General features: G+C 62.6%; 22 protein-coding genes. 8 read left to right on the top strand and 14 right to left on the bottom strand.

Features of this window, described 5'->3' with window-relative positions; genetic code table 11:
• Window positions 1-7 precede the first annotated feature (7 nt).
• The 3 genes from OOJ09_RS13760 to OOJ09_RS13750 all read right to left on the bottom strand — a co-directional run bounded on the left by OOJ09_RS13760 (window position 8) and on the right by OOJ09_RS13750 (window position 1975).
• Window positions 8-196, bottom strand: a complete 189-nt coding sequence (locus OOJ09_RS13760) for a DUF3008 family protein (protein ID WP_269905736.1) — start codon at window positions 194-196, stop codon at window positions 8-10.
• A gap of 65 nt (window positions 197-261) precedes the next feature.
• Window positions 262-1062, bottom strand: a complete 801-nt coding sequence (gene murI, locus OOJ09_RS13755; protein ID WP_269905735.1) for a glutamate racemase — start codon at window positions 1060-1062, stop codon at window positions 262-264.
• Window positions 1055-1975, bottom strand: a complete 921-nt coding sequence (locus tag OOJ09_RS13750; RefSeq protein ID WP_269905734.1) for an RNA methyltransferase — start codon at window positions 1973-1975, stop codon at window positions 1055-1057. The genes murI and OOJ09_RS13750 overlap by 8 nt, the downstream gene beginning before the upstream one ends.
• A 217-nt stretch (window positions 1976-2192) precedes the next feature.
• Here OOJ09_RS13750 and OOJ09_RS13745 point away from each other — a divergent pair, with 217 nt between their 5' ends.
• Both OOJ09_RS13745 and OOJ09_RS13740 read left to right on the top strand, forming a co-directional pair.
• Complete coding sequence (locus OOJ09_RS13745; protein ID WP_269905733.1) at window positions 2193-3404, top strand: NADP-dependent isocitrate dehydrogenase; 1212 nt, start codon at window positions 2193-2195, stop codon at window positions 3402-3404.
• A 77-nt stretch (window positions 3405-3481) separates the two neighbouring features.
• The gene (locus OOJ09_RS13740; protein WP_269905732.1) at window positions 3482-4108 is read left to right on the top strand and encodes a glutathione S-transferase family protein; all 627 of its coding nucleotides are present in this window, start codon (window positions 3482-3484) and stop codon (window positions 4106-4108) included.
• A 226-nt stretch (window positions 4109-4334) separates the two neighbouring features.
• Here OOJ09_RS13740 and alaS read toward each other — a convergent pair whose 3' ends face one another.
• Window positions 4335-7001 carry an alanine--tRNA ligase gene (alaS, locus tag OOJ09_RS13735; protein WP_269905731.1) on the bottom strand — a complete coding sequence of 889 codons (2667 nt, stop codon included), beginning with the start codon at window positions 6999-7001 and terminating at the stop codon, window positions 4335-4337.
• A gap of 273 nt (window positions 7002-7274) precedes the next feature.
• A complete protein-coding gene (gene recA, locus OOJ09_RS13730; protein ID WP_269905730.1) occupies window positions 7275-8372 on the bottom strand; it encodes a recombinase RecA in 1098 nt (365 codons plus the stop codon).
• Between the two features lie 281 nt (window positions 8373-8653).
• Here recA and OOJ09_RS13725 point away from each other — a divergent pair, with 281 nt between their 5' ends.
• Both OOJ09_RS13725 and OOJ09_RS13720 read left to right on the top strand, forming a co-directional pair.
• Window positions 8654-9598 carry a carbohydrate kinase family protein gene (locus OOJ09_RS13725; protein WP_269905729.1) on the top strand — a complete coding sequence of 315 codons (945 nt, stop codon included), beginning with the start codon at window positions 8654-8656 and terminating at the stop codon, window positions 9596-9598.
• Window positions 9599-9673: 75 nt separating this feature from the next.
• The gene (locus OOJ09_RS13720; protein WP_269905728.1) at window positions 9674-10591 is read left to right on the top strand and encodes a pseudouridine-5'-phosphate glycosidase; all 918 of its coding nucleotides are present in this window, start codon (window positions 9674-9676) and stop codon (window positions 10589-10591) included.
• A gap of 11 nt (window positions 10592-10602) precedes the next feature.
• Here OOJ09_RS13720 and OOJ09_RS13715 read toward each other — a convergent pair whose 3' ends face one another.
• Window positions 10603-10926, bottom strand: coding sequence for a TfoX/Sxy family protein (locus OOJ09_RS13715; protein WP_269905727.1), 324 nt, complete (start codon window positions 10924-10926; stop codon window positions 10603-10605).
• A 90-nt stretch (window positions 10927-11016) separates the two neighbouring features.
• Between OOJ09_RS13715 and OOJ09_RS13710 the strand changes: the two genes are divergently transcribed.
• A complete protein-coding gene (locus tag OOJ09_RS13710; protein ID WP_269905726.1) occupies window positions 11017-11514 on the top strand; it encodes a GFA family protein in 498 nt (165 codons plus the stop codon).
• Between the two features lie 33 nt (window positions 11515-11547).
• Here the strand turns inward: OOJ09_RS13710 and sufA are convergent, their stop codons facing one another.
• Window positions 11548-11928: a Fe-S cluster assembly scaffold SufA gene (gene sufA / locus OOJ09_RS13705; protein ID WP_013532156.1), complete on the bottom strand. Its 381-nt coding sequence runs from the start codon at window positions 11926-11928 to the stop codon at window positions 11548-11550.
• 173 nt (window positions 11929-12101) lie between these two features.
• Between sufA and OOJ09_RS13700 the strand changes: the two genes are divergently transcribed.
• The gene (locus OOJ09_RS13700) at window positions 12102-12638 is read left to right on the top strand and encodes an STM3941 family protein (protein ID WP_269905725.1); all 537 of its coding nucleotides are present in this window, start codon (window positions 12102-12104) and stop codon (window positions 12636-12638) included.
• 2 nt (window positions 12639-12640) lie between these two features.
• Here OOJ09_RS13700 and OOJ09_RS13695 read toward each other — a convergent pair whose 3' ends face one another.
• The 6 genes from OOJ09_RS13695 to OOJ09_RS13670 form a co-directional block, all read right to left on the bottom strand.
• Window positions 12641-13033: an SUF system Fe-S cluster assembly protein gene (locus OOJ09_RS13695; RefSeq protein WP_256750870.1), complete on the bottom strand. Its 393-nt coding sequence runs from the start codon at window positions 13031-13033 to the stop codon at window positions 12641-12643.
• Window positions 13034-13038: 5 nt separating this feature from the next.
• Entirely contained in the window at window positions 13039-14283 is a 1245-nt protein-coding gene (locus OOJ09_RS13690) for a cysteine desulfurase (protein ID WP_269905724.1), read from the bottom strand.
• A 5-nt stretch (window positions 14284-14288) separates the two neighbouring features.
• Window positions 14289-15557, bottom strand: a complete 1269-nt coding sequence (gene sufD, locus OOJ09_RS13685) for a Fe-S cluster assembly protein SufD (RefSeq protein WP_269905723.1) — start codon at window positions 15555-15557, stop codon at window positions 14289-14291.
• 25 nt (window positions 15558-15582) lie between these two features.
• Window positions 15583-16338: a Fe-S cluster assembly ATPase SufC gene (sufC, locus tag OOJ09_RS13680; RefSeq protein ID WP_269905722.1), complete on the bottom strand. Its 756-nt coding sequence runs from the start codon at window positions 16336-16338 to the stop codon at window positions 15583-15585.
• A 27-nt stretch (window positions 16339-16365) separates the two neighbouring features.
• The gene (gene sufB / locus OOJ09_RS13675) at window positions 16366-17883 is read right to left on the bottom strand and encodes a Fe-S cluster assembly protein SufB (RefSeq protein WP_269905721.1); all 1518 of its coding nucleotides are present in this window, start codon (window positions 17881-17883) and stop codon (window positions 16366-16368) included.
• 188 nt (window positions 17884-18071) lie between these two features.
• Entirely contained in the window at window positions 18072-19250 is a 1179-nt protein-coding gene (locus OOJ09_RS13670; protein WP_269905970.1) for a cysteine desulfurase family protein, read from the bottom strand.
• A gap of 241 nt (window positions 19251-19491) precedes the next feature.
• Here OOJ09_RS13670 and OOJ09_RS13665 point away from each other — a divergent pair, with 241 nt between their 5' ends.
• Both OOJ09_RS13665 and OOJ09_RS13660 read left to right on the top strand, forming a co-directional pair.
• Window positions 19492-20166 (top strand): alpha/beta hydrolase, encoded by a 675-nt coding sequence (locus OOJ09_RS13665; protein ID WP_091578247.1) that lies wholly within the window; start codon window positions 19492-19494, stop codon window positions 20164-20166.
• Between the two features lie 21 nt (window positions 20167-20187).
• Window positions 20188-20838 carry an FMN-binding negative transcriptional regulator gene (locus OOJ09_RS13660; protein WP_269905720.1) on the top strand — a complete coding sequence of 217 codons (651 nt, stop codon included), beginning with the start codon at window positions 20188-20190 and terminating at the stop codon, window positions 20836-20838.
• 20 nt (window positions 20839-20858) lie between these two features.
• On the opposite strand, the gene OOJ09_RS13655 is transcribed toward OOJ09_RS13660, so the two are convergent.
• On the bottom strand, window positions 20859-21644 hold the full coding sequence (locus tag OOJ09_RS13655; protein ID WP_269905719.1) for a phosphatase PAP2 family protein: 786 nt from the start codon (window positions 21642-21644) through the stop codon (window positions 20859-20861).
• Between the last annotated feature and the right edge of the window lie 62 nt (window positions 21645-21706).

Raw genomic sequence — 21706 nt, 5'->3', positions numbered from 1 at the left:
TTTTGACCTAGTGCTTCGATTTCTTTTCAGGCAGTCCCTTGCGCTTCGTCTCGGCGAACTCCTCGAGTTGCTTTTCGCTCATCGATTCGAACATTTCCCGGGACGCGCCCTTGAGCTCGCTCTTTTTCGTCTCGCCGCGCTTTGCGGAAAGTGCGGCACCGGCGGCCATTTGCTGGGCTTTCGAGGTGGCAGGCATGATCGGTTCTCCCGTTTTGCATCAGGAGAAAAACGCAACGGCCGCCGTGATGTTCCCTTCGAGGATCAGGACATCGCCAGCCCGAACCCCTGCATCAGGCGACGGGTCGGGAAATCGGTTCTTTTCGATGTGAAGACAGCAAGGTCGGGGCCTTCCGGGAGCACCTCGCCACGACCGCTCGGATCGATGTCCGCGAGAAGCGAAAGCGCCCGGCGCGCAATCGCTTCAGCCGGATCGAGCCAATCGACCGGCCAGGGCGCCGTCTTGCGCATGCGATTGGCCAGAAAGGGATAGTGCGTGCAGGCGAGCACGACGATATCGGTCCGCAACGCATCGTGTTCGACGAAGCAGGGCGCGATCTCGGCGCGCACCGCCTCTTCGTCGACGAAACCCTCGCGCATGTAGATCTCGGCCAATCCCGCCAGATTGTCGCTGCCGACCAGGCGGACGTGGCACTTCTGCGCCCATTTGCCGATCAGATCCCGCGTATACTGACGCTTCACCGTGCCGGGCGTCGCCAGCACCGAAACCAGCCCGGAACGCGTGCGTTCCGCGGCCGGCTTGATCGCCGGCACCATGCCGACGAAGGGATGCTCGGGAAATCTCTCGCGCAGCGCGTCGATCACCAGCGTCGAGGCGGTGTTGCAGGCGATGACCGAAATGGCCGGCGCAAACCGGTCTAGCAATTTGTCGAACAACTCCAGTATATGGGCCCTCAGCGCCGGCTCTTCCCAGGCGCCATAGGGGAAGGCGGCATCGTCGGCGACATAGATGAAGCGACGATCGGGCATCAGGACGCGTGCCTCGCGCAGCACGGTGAGCCCGCCAATGCCGGAATCGAACATCAGGATCGGCCGCTCAGTCATTGTCGGTTCCCCTGCCGCCGAGCGGCGGCGTGTCATTGTCGTCGCCATTGGCGTCGGGCGCCGGTCGACCCGCTTCCGCCTTGCGGGCGCGCGCGGCGGCCGCGGGCAAACGCCTTGGATCGTCGCCGGGAGAGCCGTCGCCGCGCGGCATCGCCGGCGAAAATCTGTCCAGCGACGAGATGATGCCGCGCAGCACCTTGAGCTCCGGTTCGGCGAAGCCGGCGCGCGTCAGCACGGTGCGCAGATTGTCGACCATCTTCGGCTTCTTCGGCGCCGGCCGGAAATAGCCGCGCGCTTCGAGCGCACCTTCCAGATAGGCGAACAGGCCGTGCAACTCTTCCTTGCTTGCCGGCTTCATGTCTGGGCCGGCAAAGTTGGTTTTGGTCTCGTCTTCCAGGCCGGACTTCATCCACTCGTAGGACATCAGCAAGGCCGCCTGGGCGATGTTGAGCGAGGAGAAATCAGGATCGACCGGGAAGGTGACGATCTCGTCGGCAAGGCCAACCTCGTCATTGTAGAGACCGAAGCGCTCGCGGCCGAACAGGATGCCGGTGCGCTGCCCCATACCGTGACGGGCGCGGAGCACCCTGCCCGCCTCCACCGGGCCGCGCACGGCTTTGAAGCCGTCGCGCTGCCTGGCGGTGGTGGCGAAAACGAAGTTCAGGTCGGCGAGCGCCGAGGCCAGATCGTCGAACACCTTCACCGCATCGATGACATGGTCGGCACGGCTGGCGGCCGCGCGCGCCTTCTCGCTCGGCCAGCCGTCGCGCGGGTTGACCAGGCGCAGCTCGACCAAGCCGAAATTGGCCATGGCGCGTGCTACCATGCCGATGTTCTCGCCGAGCTGCGGCTCGACCAGGATGATGGCCGGACCGGCGGCGGGAATGGTGGTGGTGTCTTCGGTGGCTGGCATGATTGTCAATGAACTGCTGTTTGCGGCATTTCAGCGTCCCCTGCCACATTCGGCCGTTAAAATGAAGCATTCGCAAATGATGGAGGCCACGGCCCCACATTCGTGACCGATCGCCGTTTGCGCGGCCAAAAACGCTTTGATATACGGGCGGGCATCCCCCGGCCGAACGCCACGCGGGCAAGGCCGTCCCATATCCCAGCAACGAGGCATTCTTTCCATGGCGAAGATCAAGGTGGCGAACCCGGTCGTCGAACTCGACGGCGACGAGATGACCCGCATCATCTGGCAGTTCATCAAGGACAAGCTGATCCACCCTTATCTCGACCTCAAACTCGAATATTACGACCTCAGCATCGAGCATCGTGACGCTACCAACGACCAGGTGACCATCGATTCGGCCAACGCCATCAAGAAATACGGTGTCGGCGTGAAATGCGCGACGATCACGCCCGACGAGCAGCGCGTCGAGGAATTCAAGCTGAAGAAGATGTGGAAGTCGCCGAACGGCACCATCCGCAACATCCTCGGCGGCACCATCTTCCGCGAGCCGATCATCATGAAGAACGTGCCGCGCCTGGTGCCCGGCTGGACCAAGCCGATCATCGTCGGCCGTCACGCCTTCGGCGACCAGTACCGCGCCACCGACTTCCGCTTCCCCGGCAAGGGCAAGCTGACGATCAAGTTCGTCAGCGAGGACGGCAAGGTGATCGAGCATGAGGTGTTCGACGCGCCCGGCGCCGGTGTCGCCATGGCCATGTACAATCTCGACGAGTCGATCCGCGAATTCGCCCGCGCCTCGCTGAACTACGGCCTGCTGCGCAACTACCCGGTCTATCTGTCGACCAAGAACACCATCCTCAAGGCCTATGACGGCCGCTTCAAGGATATTTTCCAGGAAGTCTACGAGGCCGAGTTCGAGGCCGAGTTCAAGGCGAAGAAGCTGTGGTACGAGCACCGGCTGATCGACGACATGGTGGCCTCCAGCCTGAAATGGTCGGGCGGCTATGTCTGGGCCTGCAAGAACTATGATGGCGACGTCCAGTCCGACACCGTGGCACAAGGGTTCGGTTCGCTCGGACTGATGACCTCGGTGCTGATGACGCCGGACGGCAAGACCGTCGAAGCCGAGGCCGCGCACGGCACCGTCACCCGCCACTACCGCCAGCACCAGAAAGGCGAGGAGACCTCGACCAATTCGATCGCCTCGATCTTCGCCTGGACGCGCGGCCTCGCCCACCGCGCCAAGCTCGACGACAATGCCGAACTGAAACGCTTTGCCGAGACGCTGGAAAAGGTCTGCATCCAGACAGTCGAGTCCGGCTTCATGACCAAGGACCTGTCGCTGCTGATCGGCCCCGACCAGCCCTGGCTCTCGACCACCGGTTTCCTCGACAAGATCGACGAGAATTTGCAGAAGGCGATGGCGTAAGAGCCCAAATTTCCACATGTCGAAGGCTCCGAAAGGAGCCTTCGCTTTTTGGGCAGCGAAAGCGAAGGGCTGACAGCATGACCAAGCCAATCCTCTATGGCGCGGACTACAGCGTCTACGTGCGCATCGCGCGAATGGCGCTGGAGGAGAAAGGCATCGACTATGAGCTGGTGCCGCTCGACATCTTTGCCGCCGACGGCATCCCGGCCTGGTATCTCGAACATCACCCGTTCGGCCGCATCCCGGCCTTCGAGCATGACGGCTTCCGCCTTTACGAGACGGGCGCGATTGCCAGATATGTCGACGAAGCGTTCGACGGCCCGGCACTGCAGCCGAAAGACCCGCGTGCACGCGCAACGATGAACCAGATCATCGGCATGCTCGACGCCTATGCCTACCGAGCCATGGTCTGGGATGTCGCCGTCGAGCGGCTGGAAAAGGCTGAGCCGGATGAGGCCCTGATAACCGGCGGGCTTTCACAGGCAAGCACGGCGTTGCAGGCGCTCTCCTCGCTGAAAGCCTCGGGGCCATGGTTGCTGGGCGACCAGCTGACGCTGGCCGATTTGCATGCGGCGCCGATCATTGCCTATTTCGTCAAGGTCGCCGAGGGGCAAAAGCTGCTGGCTCGGTTTGCGGATATTCGGGACTGGTACGCGCGGGTGATCGAACGCCCGAGCTTTGTGCACACCGAAAAGGTTGGCTAATCGAGCGAACTTGCTCGGCGTTAGCGCCGCCCCTCATTGCCCTGCCGGGCATTTCTCCCCGTAAACGGGGCGAAAGAGGCTGTCGCAACGCAGGCGCCTTCTTTGCAACGCTGGCGATTGGCGAAAGCAGCGACAAGAGCGTCCTTCGCCCCGTTTACGGGGAGAAGATGGCGGCAGCCAGATGAGGGGCGGCGCTGCCTAACCGAAGATAAGTCCCCTCGGTGGCCTACGCCGCTTCGAGCGCCGCCCTCACAGCCGCGATCGCATCATTGGCCTTCGAGGCATCCGGGCCGCCGGCCTGGGCCATGTCCGGCCGGCCGCCGCCGCCCTGCCCGCCCAATGCGGCGGAGGCCACGCGCACCAGATCGACGGCGCTGAAGCGGCCGACAAGATCATCGGTGACGGCGACGACGACGCTGGCCTTGTTGTCCTCGCCGGCGCCGACGAAGACAACGACGCCGGAGCCGAGAGACGTCTTGCCAGCATCAGCCAACGGCTTCAAATCCTTCGGCGAGACACCGGAGACCGCCTTGCCGAGGAAGCCGACACCCGCAACCGTCTCGTTCTCCGACGGCGCACCCGCCGCGGCACCGCCGCCCAGCGCCAGCTTCTTGCGCGCCTCGGTCAGTTCCTTTTCGAGCCTCTTGCGCTCGTCGAGCAGCGCCTCGACACGCGCCGGCACGTCGGCCGGCGAAATCTTCAGCGTCGCGGCGATCGATTTGAGACGCCGGTCCTGCTCGTCGAGATGCCTGCGTGCGGCCTCGCCGGTCAATGCCTCGATTCGGCGCACGCCGGCGGCGACCGCGCTATCCGAAACGACACGCACCAGACCGATATCGCCAGTCGCCCTGACATGCGTGCCGCCGCAGAGTTCGACCGAATAGGGCCGGTTCGCCTTGGTGCCATGCAAGCCAGTGCCCATCGACACGACACGCACCTCGTCGCCGTATTTCTCGCCAAACAGCGCCATGGCGCCTTCGGCGATGGCATCGTCGACCGACATCAGGCGCGTGGAAACCGGACTGTTCTGCACGACGATCTCGTTGGCCATGCGCTCGACCTCCTCGAGCTCCTCGGGCGAGATTGGCTTGTTGTGCGAAATGTCGAAGCGCAGGCGCTCGGGCGCGACCAGCGAGCCCTTCTGCGCGACATGGCTGCCCAGCACCTCGCGCAGCGCCTCGTGGATCAGATGCGTCGCCGAATGGTTCGCGCGCAGCCTGGTGCGGCGCGCATGGTCGACTTTCAACTCGACGGCCGCGCCGGTCTTGACCGTGCCGCTGGCCACCTTGCCGATGTGGACGAACAGCCCATCAGCCTTCTTCTGCGTATCGGAAATGTCGATCGAGAAGCCTTCGCCCGAAATGACGCCGGTGTCGCCCATCTGGCCACCGGACTCGCCGTAGAACGGTGTCTGGTTGACGACCACGGCAACCGCCTCGCCCTTGCTGGCGCTGTCGACGGTCTTGCCATCCCTGACAAGCGCCTGGATGAGGCCTTCCGCCTGCTCGGTCTCGTAGCCGAGGAATTCGGTGGCGCCCGCCTGCTCGCGCACCGGGAACCAGACCCTCTCGGTGGCCGCGTCGCCGGAGCCCGCCCAATGCGCGCGCGCCTCGGCCCTCTGCCGCTCCATTGCATCGGTGAAGCCGGCAAGATTGACCGAGATGTTGCGCTGGCGCAGCGCATCCTGCGTCAGATCGAGCGGGAACCCGTAAGTGTCGTAGAGCTTGAAGGCCGTTTCGCCGTCCAGCATGTCGCCGGCATGCAGCTTTTCCGTAGCCTCCGAAAGCAGGCCGAGGCCGCGCACCAGCGTCTTGCGGAACCTGGTTTCCTCGAGCTTCAGCGTCTCGGTGATCAACTGTTCGCCGCGCACCAGTTCCGGATAGGCCTGGCCCATCTCGCGCACCAGCGCCGGCACCAGGCGCCACATCAGCGGATCACGTGAGCCAAGCAACTGCGCATGGCGCATGGCGCGCCGCATGATGCGGCGCAGGACATAGCCACGGCCTTCGTTCGACGGCAGCACGCCGTCGGCCACCAGGAACGAGGACGAGCGCAGATGATCCGCGATGACGCGGAACGACGCGACGGTTTCCTTGTCGGGGCCATGCCCGATCGCCGACGACGCCGCGTCGATCAGGTGACGGAACAGATCGGTTTCAAAGACGCTTTCCACCCCTTGCAGAATCGACGCCATGCGCTCCAGGCCCATGCCGGTGTCGATGGAAGGGCGCGGCAGGTCGATGCGCTCCTCCTTCGTCACCTGTTCATACTGCATGAACACCAGGTTCCAGAATTCGAGGAAACGATCCCCGTCCTCCTCCGGACTGCCGGGAGGGCCGCCCCAGATGTGCTCGCCCCGGTCGATGAAAATCTCCGAGCATGGGCCGCAAGGCCCGGTATCACCCATCGCCCAGAAATTGTCCGAGGTCGCGATGCGAATGATGCGGTCGTCCGAAAACCCGGCGATCTTCTTCCAGAAGCCGGCCGCCTCATCGTCCGTATGATAGACGGTGACCAGCAGCTTGTCCTTGTTCAGTCCGAATTCCCTGGTGATCAGGTTCCAGGCAAGCTCGATCGCACGCTCCTTGAAGTAGTCGCCGAAGGAGAAATTGCCGAGCATCTCGAAGAAGGTCAGATGGCGCGCGGTATAGCCGACATTGTCGAGGTCGTTGTGCTTGCCGCCGGCGCGAACGCTCTTCTGGGCGGTCGAGGCGCGCGAATAGGGCCGCTTCTCAAGGCCGGTGAAGACGTTCTTGAACTGCACCATGCCGGCGTTGGTGAACATCAGCGTCGGATCGTTGCGCGGCACCAGCGGGCTCGACGCAACGATCTCGTGACCCTCCTTGCGGAAGTAGTCGAGAAATGTCGACCGGATCTCGTTCACGCCACTCATGAATGCTGCCTTTTCGAGAGAACCGCCGGCCAGCCGACGGAAAATGGGCTCTTGCGTCCTGGAAGATAGACTTGGCCTTTTAGCGATCGCACCGCACCCTGTCCAGAAACACGGAATTGGTCCAAATCGCGGCCTTGCCGACTATCCCGACCAGCCTGCCTCACCACCAAAACGCAAAAACCGCCGACCCAGGGCCGGCGGTTCGAAACGCATTGATACGCAAACTCAAACTGGAATACGCGAACTCAGCCTGAAGCCCTGACGGACCATGTCCTACATCGCGCCGGCTTCATCCTCGAAACCGTCGTCACCGCTCTCGGAGCCACCATTCTCGAGGAATTTCTCGGCGATCAGTCCGGCATTCTGCCTGAGCGCCAGTTCGATCTCGCGCGCCGTGTCGGGATTGTCGCGCAGGAACAGTTTTGCATTCTCGCGACCCTGGCCGAGACGCTGCGAATTGTAGGAGAACCAGGCGCCCGACTTCTCGACCACGCCGGCCTTGACGCCAAGATCGACCAGTTCGCCGGTCTTGGACACGCCCTCGCCATACATGATGTCGAACTCGACCACCTTGAAGGGCGGCGCCAGCTTGTTCTTGACCACCTTGACGCGGGTCTGGTTGCCGACGACCTCGTCGCGGTCCTTGACCGAGCCGATGCGGCGGATGTCGAGGCGCACCGAAGCATAGAATTTCAGCGCGTTGCCACCGGTCGTGGTCTCGGGCGAACCGAACATGACGCCGATCTTCATGCGGATCTGGTTGATGAAGATGACCATGGTGTTGGAGCGCGAGATCGATGCGGTGAGCTTGCGCAGCGCCTGGCTCATCAGCCGGGCCTGCAGGCCGGGTAGCGAATCGCCCATCTCGCCTTCGATTTCAGCGCGAGGCGTCAGCGCCGCGACCGAATCGACCACCAGCACGTCGATGGCGCCGGAGCGCACCAGCGTGTCGCAGATTTCCAGCGCCTGCTCACCGGTGTCGGGCTGCGAGATCAGGAGGTTCTCGAGATCGACGCCAAGCTTGCGCGCATAGACCGGGTCAAGCGCGTGCTCGGCATCGACGAAGGCGCAGATGCCGCCCTTCTTCTGGGCTTCAGCCACAGTGTGGAGGGCGAGCGTCGTCTTGCCCGAGCTTTCCGGCCCGTAGATCTCGATGATACGGCCGCGCGGCAGGCCACCGACGCCAAGCGCGATGTCGAGGCCAAGCGAGCCGGTCGGCACCGTTTCGATCTCGACGACCTGCTCGTTCGCGCCGAGTCGCATGATCGAGCCCTTGCCGAAAGCCCGCTCGATTTGCGACAGCGCCGCGTCCAGAGCTTTTGATTTGTCCACTGCCTTATCCTCTACAAGCCGCAAAGAATTCTGAGCCATGATACATCACCCCTTGGTCGTCAATGAAGGCCGGACAATCCGTAATCCCTGCCATTTTGTACCTTTTTTGTTCTTGTTTGGCAAGAGGCCTCAAATATCTGAAAAACAATCGATATCCAGATTTGTTCTTTTTTCGTCCCAGGAACTCGAGCAGGAATGCATCGCGCATTAGGCCAGACAGCTCGGTTGTTTCGATCCGCCGAATCGTTGCCTTGCATGCGAGGCTCCATCACGCAGCCTAGCGCTTGTGCGGGTGGAATAACAAAGGTCATATCGCCAGCATGGTGAAATCTCCAAGAATTCTGGCGGTGGGCGGTGCCCATATCGACAGGCGCGGCCAGGTTTCGGGCGCTTACGTGCCCGCCGCCTCCAATCCGGGCACGATGCGCGAGGATGTCGGCGGCGGCGTCTTCAACGCGTTGCGCAGTCTGGTGCGGCGCGGAGTCTCGGCCTCGCTGCTGTCGGTGCGTGGCGGCGATGCCGCCGCCGATACCGTCTCGCGAGCCATCACGGAAGCAGGCATCGCCGACCTGTCCGCCGTGTTCCTCGATCGGACGACGCCGAGCTACACGGCGCTGATCGACCGCGAGGGCGAGCTGATCGTCGGTTTTGCCGACATGGCGCTCTATGAGTTGGCGTTTCCCAAGCAGATTCGTCGTTCCAAGGTGCGCGAGGTGATCGCGGCCGCCGATGCCATTCTGTGCGACGCCAATCTGCCTTCGGCGGCACTGGAACGGCTGGTTTTGCTTGCCGCCGGCAAGCCCGTGTTCGCCATTGCCATTTCGCCGGCCAAGATAGTGCGTTTGAAATCGGTCCTCGGCCATCTGGCCGTCGTCTTCATGAACCAGCGCGAAGCCGTCGCCTTGGCAGGCCTGGACGGTACGGCGTCCGGGCAAGACATCGTTGATGGTCTGAAACGCGCCGGTCTCAACAGCGCTGTGGTCACGGCGGGCGGCGGCCCGGTGCTGGGTTTCGACCAGGACGGCATCTTTGCCATCATGCCGCCTGCCCCCAGGAAAGTTGTGGACGTCACCGGCGCCGGCGATGCGCTGGCGGGCGCAACCGTCGCTGCCCTGCTGCGCGGCATGCCATTGCGCGGGGCGTTGCGCGAGGGCGTCGCCGCGGCGACGCTGGCCATCGAAAGCGCCGACGCCGTTCCCGATTTCACCGCGGCGACCTTCTCCGAGGCGCTGGCTCTTGTGCCGGATGCGCAGGAAGTGGCATGAGACCGGCAAATTCATAGTGCCGGGGCGCCGCCCGCGCGTCCCGATGGATCGCCGCACTCCGGCTTGGAGATCAAGATGACCCCAGAGACCGCCCGCCCCTTCATCGATATCCACGCGCCGGTGGCGCAAGCCCTGGCTGCTGGCCGGCCGGTGGTGGCGCTGGAAAGCACCATCATCACCCACGGCATGCCCTACCCCGACAATGGCGCCATGGCGGCGGACGTCGAAAAGATCATCACCGACGGCGGCGCCGTGCCGGCGACAATCGCCGTGGTTGCCGGCCGTATCAAGATCGGGCTTTCGGACGGTGAGCGCGAATCGCTCGCCATGACCGGCGATGCCATGAAGCTGTCGCGCGCCGACCTCGGCTTTGCCGTCGCGCAAGGGCGCACCGGCGGCACCACGGTCGCCGCCACCATGATCGCGGCGCATATGGTCGGCATCAAGGTGTTCGCCACCGGCGGCATCGGCGGCGTGCACAAGGGCGCCGAAAAGAGTTTTGACATTTCCGCCGATCTCGATGAGCTGGCGCGCACGCCGGTCATCGTCGTATCGGCCGGCGCCAAGGCCATCCTCGACATTGAAAAGACGCTGGAAGTGCTGGAGACGCGCGGCGTGCCGGTGGTCGGCCATGGCTGCGAGACGATGCCGGCCTTCTGGTCGCGGCATTCGCCGTTCCGCGCGCCGTTGACCTTGTACAGACCGGAAGACATCGCGCATTTCTACCAGACGCGGCAGGCGCTCGGGCTTAGCGGTGGCATGCTGATCGCCAATCCGGTGCCGGAGACCCACGAAATCCCGGCCGAGGAGATGGCCGCCTATATCGAAGCCGCGCAGAAGGCAGCCGAGGCTCTCAACGTGACCGGCAAGGCGGTGACGCCATTCCTGCTGTCGAAGATCCTCGAACTGACCGGCGGCCGGAGCCTGAAGACCAACATCGCGCTGGTTGAAAACAATGCTCGACTGGCGGCGAAGATCGCCAGGGCATTGTAGTTTCCACGCAGCTACTTGCCGGCGCGCCGTCCCGCCTCATGGGCGCGGCGTGCCCACACCGCCATCTCGTCCAGGTCGTCGAAGGCGCTGTCGGGAATGCTCCAGTAGGGCATGGAGACCAGCTTGCCGTGCCGCGAGCCGGTATAGGTCCATTGCTTGCAACCGGCGGCTTCGAAGGCGGGGGCGCTTTGCTCGTCCGCCTTCAGCATCAATTCGCCGCGCAGTACGATGGCGACGATGACGCCGTCGAAATAGATGCCCTTGCCGCCGAACAGTTTCCGGATGCTGACCGGGCCAAGGCCTTCGAAAAGTTCGGCGATGCGTTCATTGTCCATGCCGCGATCATGTCATCGGTATCCGGCATTGTCATCGCCGCAACCAAAACCATGCTGACAGGTTGAGAACGAAATTCGTCGGAGTTTTTCATGCCGCTTCTGCTCAAAGGGTCGTGCCGGTGCAACGCCGTGCGTTTCGAGGTCGAGAGCCACACACCGGTGCCGTTCATGCTCTGCTACTGCTCGATCTGCCGCAAGCAACAGGGTGGTGGCGGCTTCGCCATCAATCTCGGCGCCGACTGCAAAACGATGAAAATTACCGGCAAGCGCAATCTCGGCGTTTATCGAGCCGAGATCGAGGATGACGAGCATCCGCAGTGCGAAGTCTCGTCAGGCGAGCGGAATTTCTGCAGGAAATGCGGATCGTCACTGTGGCTCTACGATCCGACCTGGCCGGAACTGGTGCATCCCTTCGCCTCGGCGATCGACAGCGACTTGCCGAAGCCTCCAAGCAAGGTGCATTTGATGCTGAAGTACAAGGCGAACTGGGTCGAGCCTGATATCGGCAAGGGCGACAAGACGTTCGACGTCTATCCGGAGGAATCGATCGCCGAGTGGCACAAACGAATGAAAATGTGGGTGGAATAGCGTCCTTCTCCCCGTTTGCGGGGAAGGAAGATCTCAGGCCGACGCCCGCGCCTCTGCCAGCGCCTTCAAGTCAGCCGGCTTCAGTTCGACGGATTCGCCGCAGCCGCAGGCCGAACTCTGGTTCGGATTGTGGAAGGTGAAACCGGTGCGCAGCGTCGTCTGCTCGAAATCCATCTCGGTGCCGAACAGGAACAGGGCCGCCTCAGGCGCCACATAGACATGCGCGCCGTCGCGCTCGATGTGGTCGTCCTTGGTGTTGGGTTCGGTCACCAGATCGACCGTGTATTCCATGCCGGCGCAGCCGCCCTTCTTGATGCCGAGGCGAATGCCATGCGCGTTGTCGCGGGTGGCGACGATCTCGCGCACCCGGTCGGCGGCCTTTTCGGTCATTGTGATGACGGCGAAGCGTCCCATTCATTTTCCCCGCGTTCACGCAAGTTCAAGGCCTGCGGAATGAGTCTTCCCTAAGATGGTGAAGATTGTCGGCCGGTGCAACCCCTTGATCGCCCTCAAATTGAACCGCAATGTGTGTCCAAGAAACTTGTTTGCCTAGCTGCGTACTGCAAACGCTCTGGCAAGGAGATGGAATGGCAGTCGATGTGAATCAGACGGTCGAATTTCGGGCGTCGGCAGCGCGATTGTTCTCGCTGGCAGCGCTCACTCTGGCTTGTGCGGCTGTGAGTCTGGCAGCGGGTTGGCCGGTCTTGCCAAACGTTGCTCCCGGCAGCTTCGTGCAGTTTGCCGGATGGGCGGGTACGTTGCTGTTCTTCACCGCCTTCCTCCTTAAGGGCTCGAGATGTCTGAAATCCAACATCCCCATCATCAAACTCTCACCCGCTGGCCTATGGGACAGCCGAGTCTCATCGGCATTCATTCCCTGGCCTGAGGTGGAAAAGGTCTCGGTGTGGAATTACCGGAACAACAAGGTAGTTGTGCTTAAAATCTCGGACGCGGCCTGGCGCAAACTGCCTCTTGCAAGGATGGCGCGATGGACTCGCGTCGCCAATCAATCCGTCGGCGCTGACGGGTTATGCATTGCAACAACCGAGTTTGGCGTGAAATTCGATGACTTTTCCCAAGCCGTCGATATCTACTTCCAGGCTTTCAGCGGCAAGGCCGGCTAGAATCAATACCAACCCACCGCCACCTGCGCCTCTTCCGACATGCGGTCGGGCGACCAGGGCGGGTCGAAGGTCATGTTGACCTCGACGCCGGACACGCCTTCGACGGCGCCGACGGCATTTTCCACCCAGCCGGGCATTTCGCCGGCCACCGGACAGCCCGGCGCGGTCAGCGTCATGTCGATCTTGACCGAGCGGTCGTCCTCGATGTCGATCTTGTAGATAAGGCCAAGCTCGTAGATGTCGGCCGGGATTTCCGGGTCGTAGACGGTCTTCAGCGCCGAGACGATGTCGTCGGTCAGCCGTGCCAATTCGTCGGCGGGAATGGCCGAAGCGGAAACCAGCGGGTTGATGGCCGCTTCCGGTGCGGTCTCTGTGGTATGGCTAGCATCATCCATGATCGTCACCCGAAGAACTTTCGCGCTTTTTCGAGCGCTTCCGCCAAAGCGTCGACTTCCGCCCTGGTATTATACATGCCGAACGATGCCCTGCATGTGGAGGTTACGCCAAAACGTTTCAACAGCGGCTGGGCGCAATGGGTGCCTGCCCGCACTGCAACGCCCTGCCTGTCTATCACCATCGATACGTCATGGGCATGAATGCCCTGCAACTCGAAGGAGATGATCGCCCCCTTGCCCGGTGCGTCGCCGAAGATGCGCAGCGAATTGATCGCGCGCAGCCGCTCGTGGGCATAGGTCTTGAGGTCTTCCTCGTGTGTGGCAATGCGCTCGCGGCCGACCTTTTCCATATAGTCAAGTGCGGCGCCCAGCCCGATTGCCTGGACGATCGGCGGCGTGCCGGCCTCGAAGCGATGCGGCGGCTCGTTGTAGGTGACGATGTCTTCCGTCACTTCCTCGATCATCTCGCCACCGCCCATGAACGGTCGCATGCCCAGGAGAATGTCCTTCTTGCCGTAGAGCACGCCGATGCCGGAGGGGCCGTAGACCTTGTGGCCGGTGAAGACGAAGAAGTCGCAGTCGAGATCCTGCACGTCGATCGGCATATGCACGGCGCTCTGGCTGCCGTCGACCAGCACTGGAATGCCGCGCGCATGCGCAATACGCACGATCTCCTTGATCGGCGTCACCGTGCCCAGCGCATTCGACATCTGCGTGATGGCGACAAGCTTGGTGCGGTCGGTCAGCCGCTTCTCGAATTCCTCGATGTGGAAGACGCCGAGATCGTCGACCGGGACCCAGACCAGCCTGGCGCCCTGCCGCTCGCGGATGAAATGCCACGGCACGATGTTGGAATGGTGCTCCATGATCGACAGCACGATCTCGTCGCCCTCGCCGATGTTGGGCATGCCATAGCCATAGGCGACCGTGTTGATCGCCGACGTCGTGTTCGAGGTGAAGACGATGTTGTCGGTGCTCGGCGCGTTGAGGAACCGGCGCACCGTCTCGCGCGCCTTTTCATACGCATCGGTCGCGGCATTGGACAAGAAATGCAGGCCGCGGTGGACGTTGGCATATTCCTGGCTGTAGGCGTGCTGGATTGTATCCAGCACCACCTGCGGCTTCTGCGCCGAGGCGCCGTTGTCGAGATAGACCAGCGGCTTGCCATAGACTTCCCGCGACAGGATCGGGAAGTCGCGGCGGATCGCTTCGACGTCGTAGAAGTCTCCGATCTTGCCTGGAGCGTTCATCAGGATCACCCGTGTGCCACGAACCAGTCGTCAAGCCGCGCTTCGAGCGCCTCGACAATCGTCTCGTCGTCCAATTCCTCGATCACCTCGGCGACAAAGGCCTTCACAAGCAACCCCCGCGCGCTCTTCTCGTCGATGCCACGCGCCATCAGGTAGAATAGATGGTCATGGTCTATTTCGGTCACCGTCGCACCATGGCCGCAGACGACGTCGTCGGCGAAGATTTCAAGTTCGGGCTTGGTCGAGAACTCGCCGTCGTCCGACAACAGCAGCGTGTTGCAGGCCATCTTGGCATTCGTCTTCTGCGCGTACTGATGGACGTTGATGCGGCCCTGGAAGACGCCGCGCGCCTTGCCCGTCACCACATTGCGGATCACTTCCGTCGAGGTCGTATGCGGCACGGTGTGGTCGAGCACCATGGTCACGTCGCTATGGGTGTCGCCTGCAAGCAGGTTGATACCACGCAGCTTGAAATCGGCGCCCTCGCCCGTGGTCTTGACCATGATCTCCTGGCGCACAAGCTTGCCGCCGGCATTCATGACGAACAGCGTCAGTTTGGCATTCTTGCCGATATGGGCCTTGAACTGCGCCAGATGCGTCGCCGTTTCCGGCTGCTCCTGGACGATCAGCCACGTCACTTCGGCGCCCTCGCCGAGCACAAGTTGGCTGACCGAACTGACCAGGGCAGCCCCGTCACCCGTCTGACGCTCGACGATGATTGCCTTGGCGCCAGCGCCGACCCGCACCGGCAGGCGCACATGGGTCTGGCCACCGGCCTGCAGGTTCTGCAGTTCGATCGGCTTGTCCAGTTCGGCGCCATCGGCGATGTCGACAAAGTAACCGTCGGCAACAAAGGCCGTGTTCAGCGCGCCGATGGCATCGTCGCTGCCATAGGGATCGAGCCCCGGCGCGATGCTGCCGTCGATCAGCTTTTCCGTCAGGCGCTGCACCGTGACGCCCTCAACGGCCGGCACCTTCGTATTCGATACGCCGTTCAGGACGGCCAACACGGCCGAGCCTTCCACGATCGGAGCAATGGCTTTAACCGCCGCGGCCGGATCGAAGTCCGGCACCGCATTCAGCAGCCGGCGCAGGTCCGTGTAGTGCCAGGATTCGATGCGCCGCGTCGGCAGGCCGTGCTTGATCGCCTCGATGGCGTCGTCGCGCTTCAGCATCACCGCGCCGTCGCCCGGCAGCAGCGACAACCGTTCGCCGAAGGCGTCGATCAACGCCGTCTCGGCCGGTGTCCGCTGGGGCTGTGTGTGCATATTCATCAGTCTTGCCTTGGCTTCTGGCATCTCACGCGGCTTCGCCGATCACGCCGGCATAGCCATTGGCTTCAAGGTCGAGCGCCAGCGACTTGTCGCCGGACTTGATGACCTGGCCCTTGTAGAGCACGTGCACTGTGTCAGGCACGATGTGTTCAAGCAGGCGCTGGTAGTGGGTGATGACCAGGAATGCGCGGTCTGGCGCGCGCAGCGCGTTGACGCCGTCGGAAACGATCTTCAGCGCATCGATGTCGAGGCCGGAATCGGTTTCGTCGAGCACGCAGAGTTTTGGCTCCAGCAGCTTCATCTGCAGGATTTCGGCGCGCTTCTTCTCGCCGCCGGAGAAGCCGACATTGAGCGGCCGCTTCAGCATCGCCATGTCCATGCTGAGCGACGCGGCGGCTTCCTTTACCCGCTTCAGGAACTCCGGGATCTTCAGCGGTTCTTCGCCACGCGCCTTGCGCTGCTCGTTCATCGCAACCTTCAAGAATTCCATGGTCGCCACGCCCGGTATCTCCATCGGATACTGGAAGGCGAGGAAGATGCCCGACGTGGCGCGCTCGGCCGGATCCATTCCGAGGATCGACTGGCCGTTGTAGAGGATGTCGCCCTCGGTCACCTCGTAGTCCTCGCGGCCGGCGAGGATGTAGGACAGCGTCGATTTGCCCGAGCCGTTCGGGCCCATGATGGCGGCGACCTCGCCGGCTTTCACCGTCAGGTTCAGGCCGCGGATGATTTCGGTGCCGTCATCGACGATGCGGGCGTGCAGGTTCTTGATCTCAAGCATTCTTTTGTTTCCTGAATATCTGTCCGGTCAGCCGACCGAGCCCTCAAGCGAGATGCCGATCAGCTTCTGCGCCTCGACGGCGAACTCCATCGGCAATTGCTGGATGACGTCCTTGACGAAGCCGTTGACGATCAGCGCGATCGCCTCTTCCTCGGGGATGCCGCGCTGCATGACGTAGAACTTCTGGTCCTCGGAAATCTTGGACGTCGTCGCCTCGTGTTCGAACTGCGCCGTTGAATTCTTGGCTTCCATGTAGGGCACGGTGTGCGCGCCGCACTGGTCGCCGATCAGCAGCGAGTCACAGTTGGTGAAGTTGCGGGCGTTGGTCGCCTTGCGGTGCGCCGAAACCTGGCCGCGATAGGTGTTCTGCGAGAAGCCGGCGGCGATGCCCTTGGAGATGATGCGGCTCGACGTGTTCTTGCCAAGATGGATCATCTTGGTGCCGCTATCGACCTGCTGATAGCCGTTCGACACCGCGATCGAATAGAACTCGCCGCTGGAATCGTCGCCGCGCAGGATGCAGCTCGGATATTTCCAGGTGATGGCCGAGCCGGTCTCGACCTGCGTCCACGAGATCTTCGAGCGGTCGCCACGGCAGTCGCCGCGCTTGGTGACGAAATTATAGATGCCACCCTTGCCCTCGGCGTCGCCGGGGTACCAGTTCTGCACCGTCGAATATTTGATCTCGGCATCGTCGAGCGCCACCAGTTCGACAACCGCGGCATGAAGCTGGTTCTCGTCGCGCTGCGGCGCCGTGCAGCCTTCGAGATAGGAGACGTAAGCCCCCTCCTCGGCGATGATCAGCGTGCGTTCGAACTGACCGGTGTTCTTCTCGTTCATGCGGAAATAGGTCGACAGTTCCATCGGGCAGCGCACGCCCTTGGGCACGAAGACGAAGGACCCGTCGGTGAACACAGCTGAATTCAGCGTGGCGTAGTAGTTGTCGGAAGTCGGCACGACCGAACCGAGATATTTCTTCACCAGTTCCGGATGCTCGCGAATGGCTTCCGAGATCGAGCAGAATATGACGCCGGCCTGCGCCAGCTCCTTCTTGAAGGTGGTGACGACGGAGACGGAATCGAACACCGCGTCGACAGCGACACGGCCCGATTTGTAGACATTGTCGCTGGCTTCCTCGAGCTCCGAGGCGTCGGTCTTCTGCACGCCGGCGAGGATTTCCTGCTCCCTCAGCGGAATGCCGAGCTTTTCATAGACTTTCAGCAGTTCGGGATCGACATCGCTGAGCGAGGTCGGGCCGGGCGTGCTCTTGGGCGCCGCATAGAAGTAGATGTCCTGGAAATCGATCTTGGGATAGTGGACGCGCGCCCAGGTCGGCTCGTCAAGCGTCAGCCAGCGGCGATAGGCTTCCAGACGCCATTCCAGCATCCAGGACGGTTCGTCCTTCTTGGCCGAAATGAAACGGATGATGTCTTCGCTCAGCCCCTTGGGGGCCTTGTCCATCGCGATTTCGGTCTGGAATCCATATTTATACTGGTCGACATCGATCTTGCGGACTCGATCGATCGTCTCCTGCACAGCAGGCATAAGCGTTCTCCATCCACGCCGGGGTCAAGGCCCGGCAGTTTTCAAACTATGGCACCGCCAAAATGAGCACCCAAAGGGCAGTCCCCGGCAGCGTAAGTTCCATATAGTACGTTCCGACCGGAAATTCACCCGGCCAGCATGAAACGCACGGCTCTACCAGGCCGTGAAGCCTGTCTATCCCTGGCCGCTCATGCGGCCTTTTCCCTGTCCGCCTTGTCCCTGGCGGTTTGCCGCGCGGCGATCCCCGCCAACGCGGTGCGGAACAGCTCGATGTCCTGCGCGCCGGTCGCTGAACCGATCGACACGCGCAAGGCGCCAACGCTGTCACCGTGCCCCATGGCTTTCAGCACATGGCTCGGCCCGACCTTGCCCGAAGAACAGGCGGAGCCGGCGGACAGAGCCACACCGGCCAGATCGAAGGCGATCTGCGCGGTTTCGGCCTTGACGCCCGCAATAGCGAAGAATGTCGTGTTGGCAAGCCTTGGCGAACCGGTTCCGAAGATTTCCACGTCCGGCACCAGCATTTTCACGATGGCTTCGATCTCGTCGCGGCGATGCCTGACCGCATCCATGGCCGGCAGCCCGGTCTTAGCCTCGCGCGCGGCCGCGCCAAAACCAGCGATGGCGGCGAGGTTTTCCGTGCCGCCGCGATGGCCCTTCTCCTGGCCACCGCCACTGATCAGGGGCTTCGGCATCATCAGATCCGAGGCGGCGACGATGGCGCCGGCGCCCTTGGGGCCGCCGATCTTGTGCGAAGACAAAATGAGATAGTCGGCGTAACCCGCTGACATATCGATCGGAACGCGCCCCGCGGCCTGAACGGCGTCAACGACGAGAATACCGCCCGCCGCCTTGACTATCCCGGCAATCCGGTCGATCGGCTGGATCACCCCGGTCTCGTTGTTGGCGGCATGGATTGCAACCAGCGGCAGGCCATCGGCCTTGTCATGCACGGCAAGCGCCACGGCCAAGGCCGCAAGGTCGACGATGCCGTTGGCGTCAACGCCGATCCGCGTCACCTGCTCTGCCGGGAAGCGTCCGCCATTCAACAGGCAGGGATGATCGGCCTCGGACACGTAGAGCCGGCTCATGCGCACCGTGCCGCGTCCCATCCGCCAGTCGGGTGTCAGCAGCGTCGAGGCGGCTTCCGTCGCGCCGGAGGTGAACACGACATGCTCGGCCTTGGCGTTGACCAGCGCCGCCACGTCACGCCTTGCGGTCTCGATCAGGCGTCGTGCGGCACGCCCCTCGGCGTGGACCGACGACGGGTTGGCGGCGACATCAAGCGCCGCGACCATAGCCTCACGCGCCACCGCAAGCAGCGGCGCACTGGCATTGTAGTCGAGATAGGCGCGTATTCCGGCCATTTTCGTCCAGTTGGTCCCGTCAAAAGCCATTCCGCCGTCGTATGGCGTTATTTCCTTGAAATTCCAAGGCGAGCCGTCCTATTTACGCGGCTTGCGGCGCGAGTGGCCGGGCTCGACGTTTTGGCCACTCAGTTTTGAACAATTCTAAACTAGCTTCTAAGAAGACGCTCGCCCTGCGTCAAGGCCAGAGGAAGATACGTTCCGGGCGCCGCGCATTCGTATTACCTAAGTGGAGTATTTCATGCCTGAGGTCATTTTCACCGGTCCTGCCGGCCGTCTGGAGGGACGCTACCAGCCCTCCAAGGAAAAGAGCGCGCCGATTGCCATCATCCTGCACCCGCATCCACAATTTGGCGGCACGATGAACAACAAGATCGTCTATGACCTCTTCTACATGTTCCAGAAGCGGGACTTCACCACGCTTCGCTTCAATTTCCGCGGCATCGGCCGCAGCCAGGGCGAATTCGATCACGGCACCGGCGAGTTGTCGGATGCCGCCGCGGCGCTCGACTGGGTGCAGTCGCTGCACCCGGATTCCAAAAGCTGCTGGGTCGCCGGCTATTCGTTCGGCTCGTGGATCGGCATGCAGCTTCTGATGCGCCGGCCGGAAATCGAGGGCTTTATCTCGATCGCGCCGCAGCCCAACACCTATGACTTTTCGTTCCTGGCGCCCTGCCCGTCATCGGGCCTGATCATTCATGGCGATGCCGACAAGGTGGCGCCGCCGAAGGACGTGCAAGGCCTGGTCGACAAGCTGCACACGCAAAAGGGCATCACCATCACGCAGAAGACCTTGCCTGGCGCCAACCATTTCTTCGCCAACGACGCCGACCTGCTGCTCGAGGAATGCGCGGACTATCTCGACCGCCGGCTCGCCGGCGAATTGTCCGATCCGCGGCCGAAGCGGCTGAGATAGGCCAGGAAGACGCGACAGGCGATGTACGAGCCTCCTCATTTCAAGGAAACGCGGCCGGATGTCCTGCACGGGCTGATCCGGGCGCATCCGCTGGGCCTGCTGATTTCCAACGGGCCTGACGGCCCGGTCGCCAACGCCATTCCGTTCCTGCTCGATGCCGACGTGCCGCCCAACGGCAGGCTGCGCGCGCATGTTGCCAGGGCCAATCCACAATGGCGCCTGCTGGCCGACAATGCGGCCTCGCCGGTGCTGATCGTCTTCCAGGGCAGCGATGCCTATGTGACGCCGTCCTGGTACGAGACCAAGCGCGAGACCGGCAAGGTGGTGCCGACCTGGAACTATGCCATCGTGCAGGTGCGCGGCACCGTCAAGGTGATGGATGACCAGGACTGGCTGGCGCGGCAGATTGCCGATCTGACTGCCTCCCAGGAAGGTGCTCGCAAGGCCCCCTGGGCCGTGACCGACGCGCCGGCGCCCTTCATCCAGTCGCAGATCAAGGGCATCATCGGGCTGGAAATCGACATCAGCGAAATCCACGGCAAATGGAAGGTCAGCCAGAACCGGCCGGTCGCCGACCGCGCCGGTGTTGCCCAAGGGCTGGAAAGCGAAGACCATCGGTCACCCGATATGGCCAGCCTGGTGAGATCCTACGGCGGTCTCGACGGCAACTAGGCTTCGGCAAACCTGAGCGTTCAGGCAGTCTTCCTGGCCGGGCCAATCAGCCAAAACGTCTTCCTGCGAACCGGCAATCCTGACCCTGTCGGACGAAAGATGAAGCCAAGCCGGGCAAAGACCAGCCCGCTAGCCAGCGCGAATGCGCAACCAAGGCCGAAGCCGGCGACGGTGTCGCTGGGATAGTGCGCGCCGACAAAGACCCGCGTCGACGCGATGCACGCGGTGATCGCCAAGGCGATGTACCAGCGCCGCGGAAACAAAAGCAGGGCGACCCCGAAGACGGCGCCCATTGTCGTGGCATGGCCGGACGGGAAGCCGGCGAAGCGCGCATCAAAGGCGAAAGGGTGCAGGGACAGAACACCAAAATCGTGGAAATAAAGCGGGCGGGCCCGACCGATGGCATATTTCAGCACATTGACGGTCAGGCCGGACAGGCCGACGGCGCTCAGCACCAGAAATGCCAGGCAGGTCCAGTTGTAGGCCAGCATCAGCGAACGCCTGGAAAGGCTTCGCCAGTCCGTCAGGTTCGCGGCGACGAGCAGAAGCGCTGATGGAATGAGATACCAGCCACCCAGGCCGAACTGCGTGAAAAAATCGGCGAGACGGACGAACCCTGGCGACCATTGGTCGCGAAGCATTCCCGCCGGGGTGTCGAGCCGAACAAACGCTGCCGCCGTCAGCAAAACCCAGACCAGGCTCCAGACCGGCCACGGTATGTTCGGGTAGCTGGCGGGTCGAACGGCAAAGCGCTTTCTTGCGATCTGCGTCGTATCGCGAAAATTGTCCAGGGATCGGCGCCCCACGCCGAGGAGCCCGCGGGAAACAGAGGGGCGCGATTTCACCAGCATAGGAAATTCGACCCTGT

The sequence above is a fragment of the Mesorhizobium qingshengii genome, assembly GCF_027563465.1.
GTDB lineage: Bacteria > Pseudomonadota > Alphaproteobacteria > Rhizobiales > Rhizobiaceae > Mesorhizobium > Mesorhizobium qingshengii_A.
Note: the sequence above shows the minus strand (reverse complement) of the source record. Positions and strands in the feature narration are given on the sequence as shown.

Coding starts and splice junctions, on each gene's coding strand:
- alaS (WP_269905731.1), bottom strand. CDS start 7,001: ATGAGTGGCGTGAACGAGATCCGGTCGACATTTCTCGACTACTTCCGC.
- sufC (WP_269905722.1), bottom strand. CDS start 16,338: ATGCTTGAGATCAAGAACCTGCACGCCCGCATCGTCGATGACGGCACC.
- OOJ09_RS13740 (WP_269905732.1), top strand. CDS start 3,482: ATGACCAAGCCAATCCTCTATGGCGCGGACTACAGCGTCTACGTGCGC.
- OOJ09_RS13760 (WP_269905736.1), bottom strand. CDS start 196: ATGCCTGCCACCTCGAAAGCCCAGCAAATGGCCGCCGGTGCCGCACTT.
- sufA (WP_013532156.1), bottom strand. CDS start 11,928: ATGGGACGCTTCGCCGTCATCACAATGACCGAAAAGGCCGCCGACCGG.
- OOJ09_RS13690 (WP_269905724.1), bottom strand. CDS start 14,283: ATGAACGCTCCAGGCAAGATCGGAGACTTCTACGACGTCGAAGCGATC.
- OOJ09_RS13715 (WP_269905727.1), bottom strand. CDS start 10,926: ATGGACAATGAACGCATCGCCGAACTTTTCGAAGGCCTTGGCCCGGTC.
- sufD (WP_269905723.1), bottom strand. CDS start 15,557: ATGAATATGCACACACAGCCCCAGCGGACACCGGCCGAGACGGCGTTG.
- OOJ09_RS13710 (WP_269905726.1), top strand. CDS start 11,017: ATGCCGCTTCTGCTCAAAGGGTCGTGCCGGTGCAACGCCGTGCGTTTC.
- OOJ09_RS13700 (WP_269905725.1), top strand. CDS start 12,102: ATGGCAGTCGATGTGAATCAGACGGTCGAATTTCGGGCGTCGGCAGCG.
- OOJ09_RS13660 (WP_269905720.1), top strand. CDS start 20,188: ATGTACGAGCCTCCTCATTTCAAGGAAACGCGGCCGGATGTCCTGCAC.
- OOJ09_RS13665 (WP_091578247.1), top strand. CDS start 19,492: ATGCCTGAGGTCATTTTCACCGGTCCTGCCGGCCGTCTGGAGGGACGC.
- sufB (WP_269905721.1), bottom strand. CDS start 17,883: ATGCCTGCTGTGCAGGAGACGATCGATCGAGTCCGCAAGATCGATGTC.
- OOJ09_RS13745 (WP_269905733.1), top strand. CDS start 2,193: ATGGCGAAGATCAAGGTGGCGAACCCGGTCGTCGAACTCGACGGCGAC.
- murI (WP_269905735.1), bottom strand. CDS start 1,062: ATGACTGAGCGGCCGATCCTGATGTTCGATTCCGGCATTGGCGGGCTC.
- OOJ09_RS13725 (WP_269905729.1), top strand. CDS start 8,654: ATGGTGAAATCTCCAAGAATTCTGGCGGTGGGCGGTGCCCATATCGAC.
- OOJ09_RS13695 (WP_256750870.1), bottom strand. CDS start 13,033: ATGGATGATGCTAGCCATACCACAGAGACCGCACCGGAAGCGGCCATC.
- OOJ09_RS13670 (WP_269905970.1), bottom strand. CDS start 19,250: ATGGCCGGAATACGCGCCTATCTCGACTACAATGCCAGTGCGCCGCTG.
- OOJ09_RS13750 (WP_269905734.1), bottom strand. CDS start 1,975: ATGCCAGCCACCGAAGACACCACCACCATTCCCGCCGCCGGTCCGGCC.
- recA (WP_269905730.1), bottom strand. CDS start 8,372: ATGGCTCAGAATTCTTTGCGGCTTGTAGAGGATAAGGCAGTGGACAAA.
- OOJ09_RS13720 (WP_269905728.1), top strand. CDS start 9,674: ATGACCCCAGAGACCGCCCGCCCCTTCATCGATATCCACGCGCCGGTG.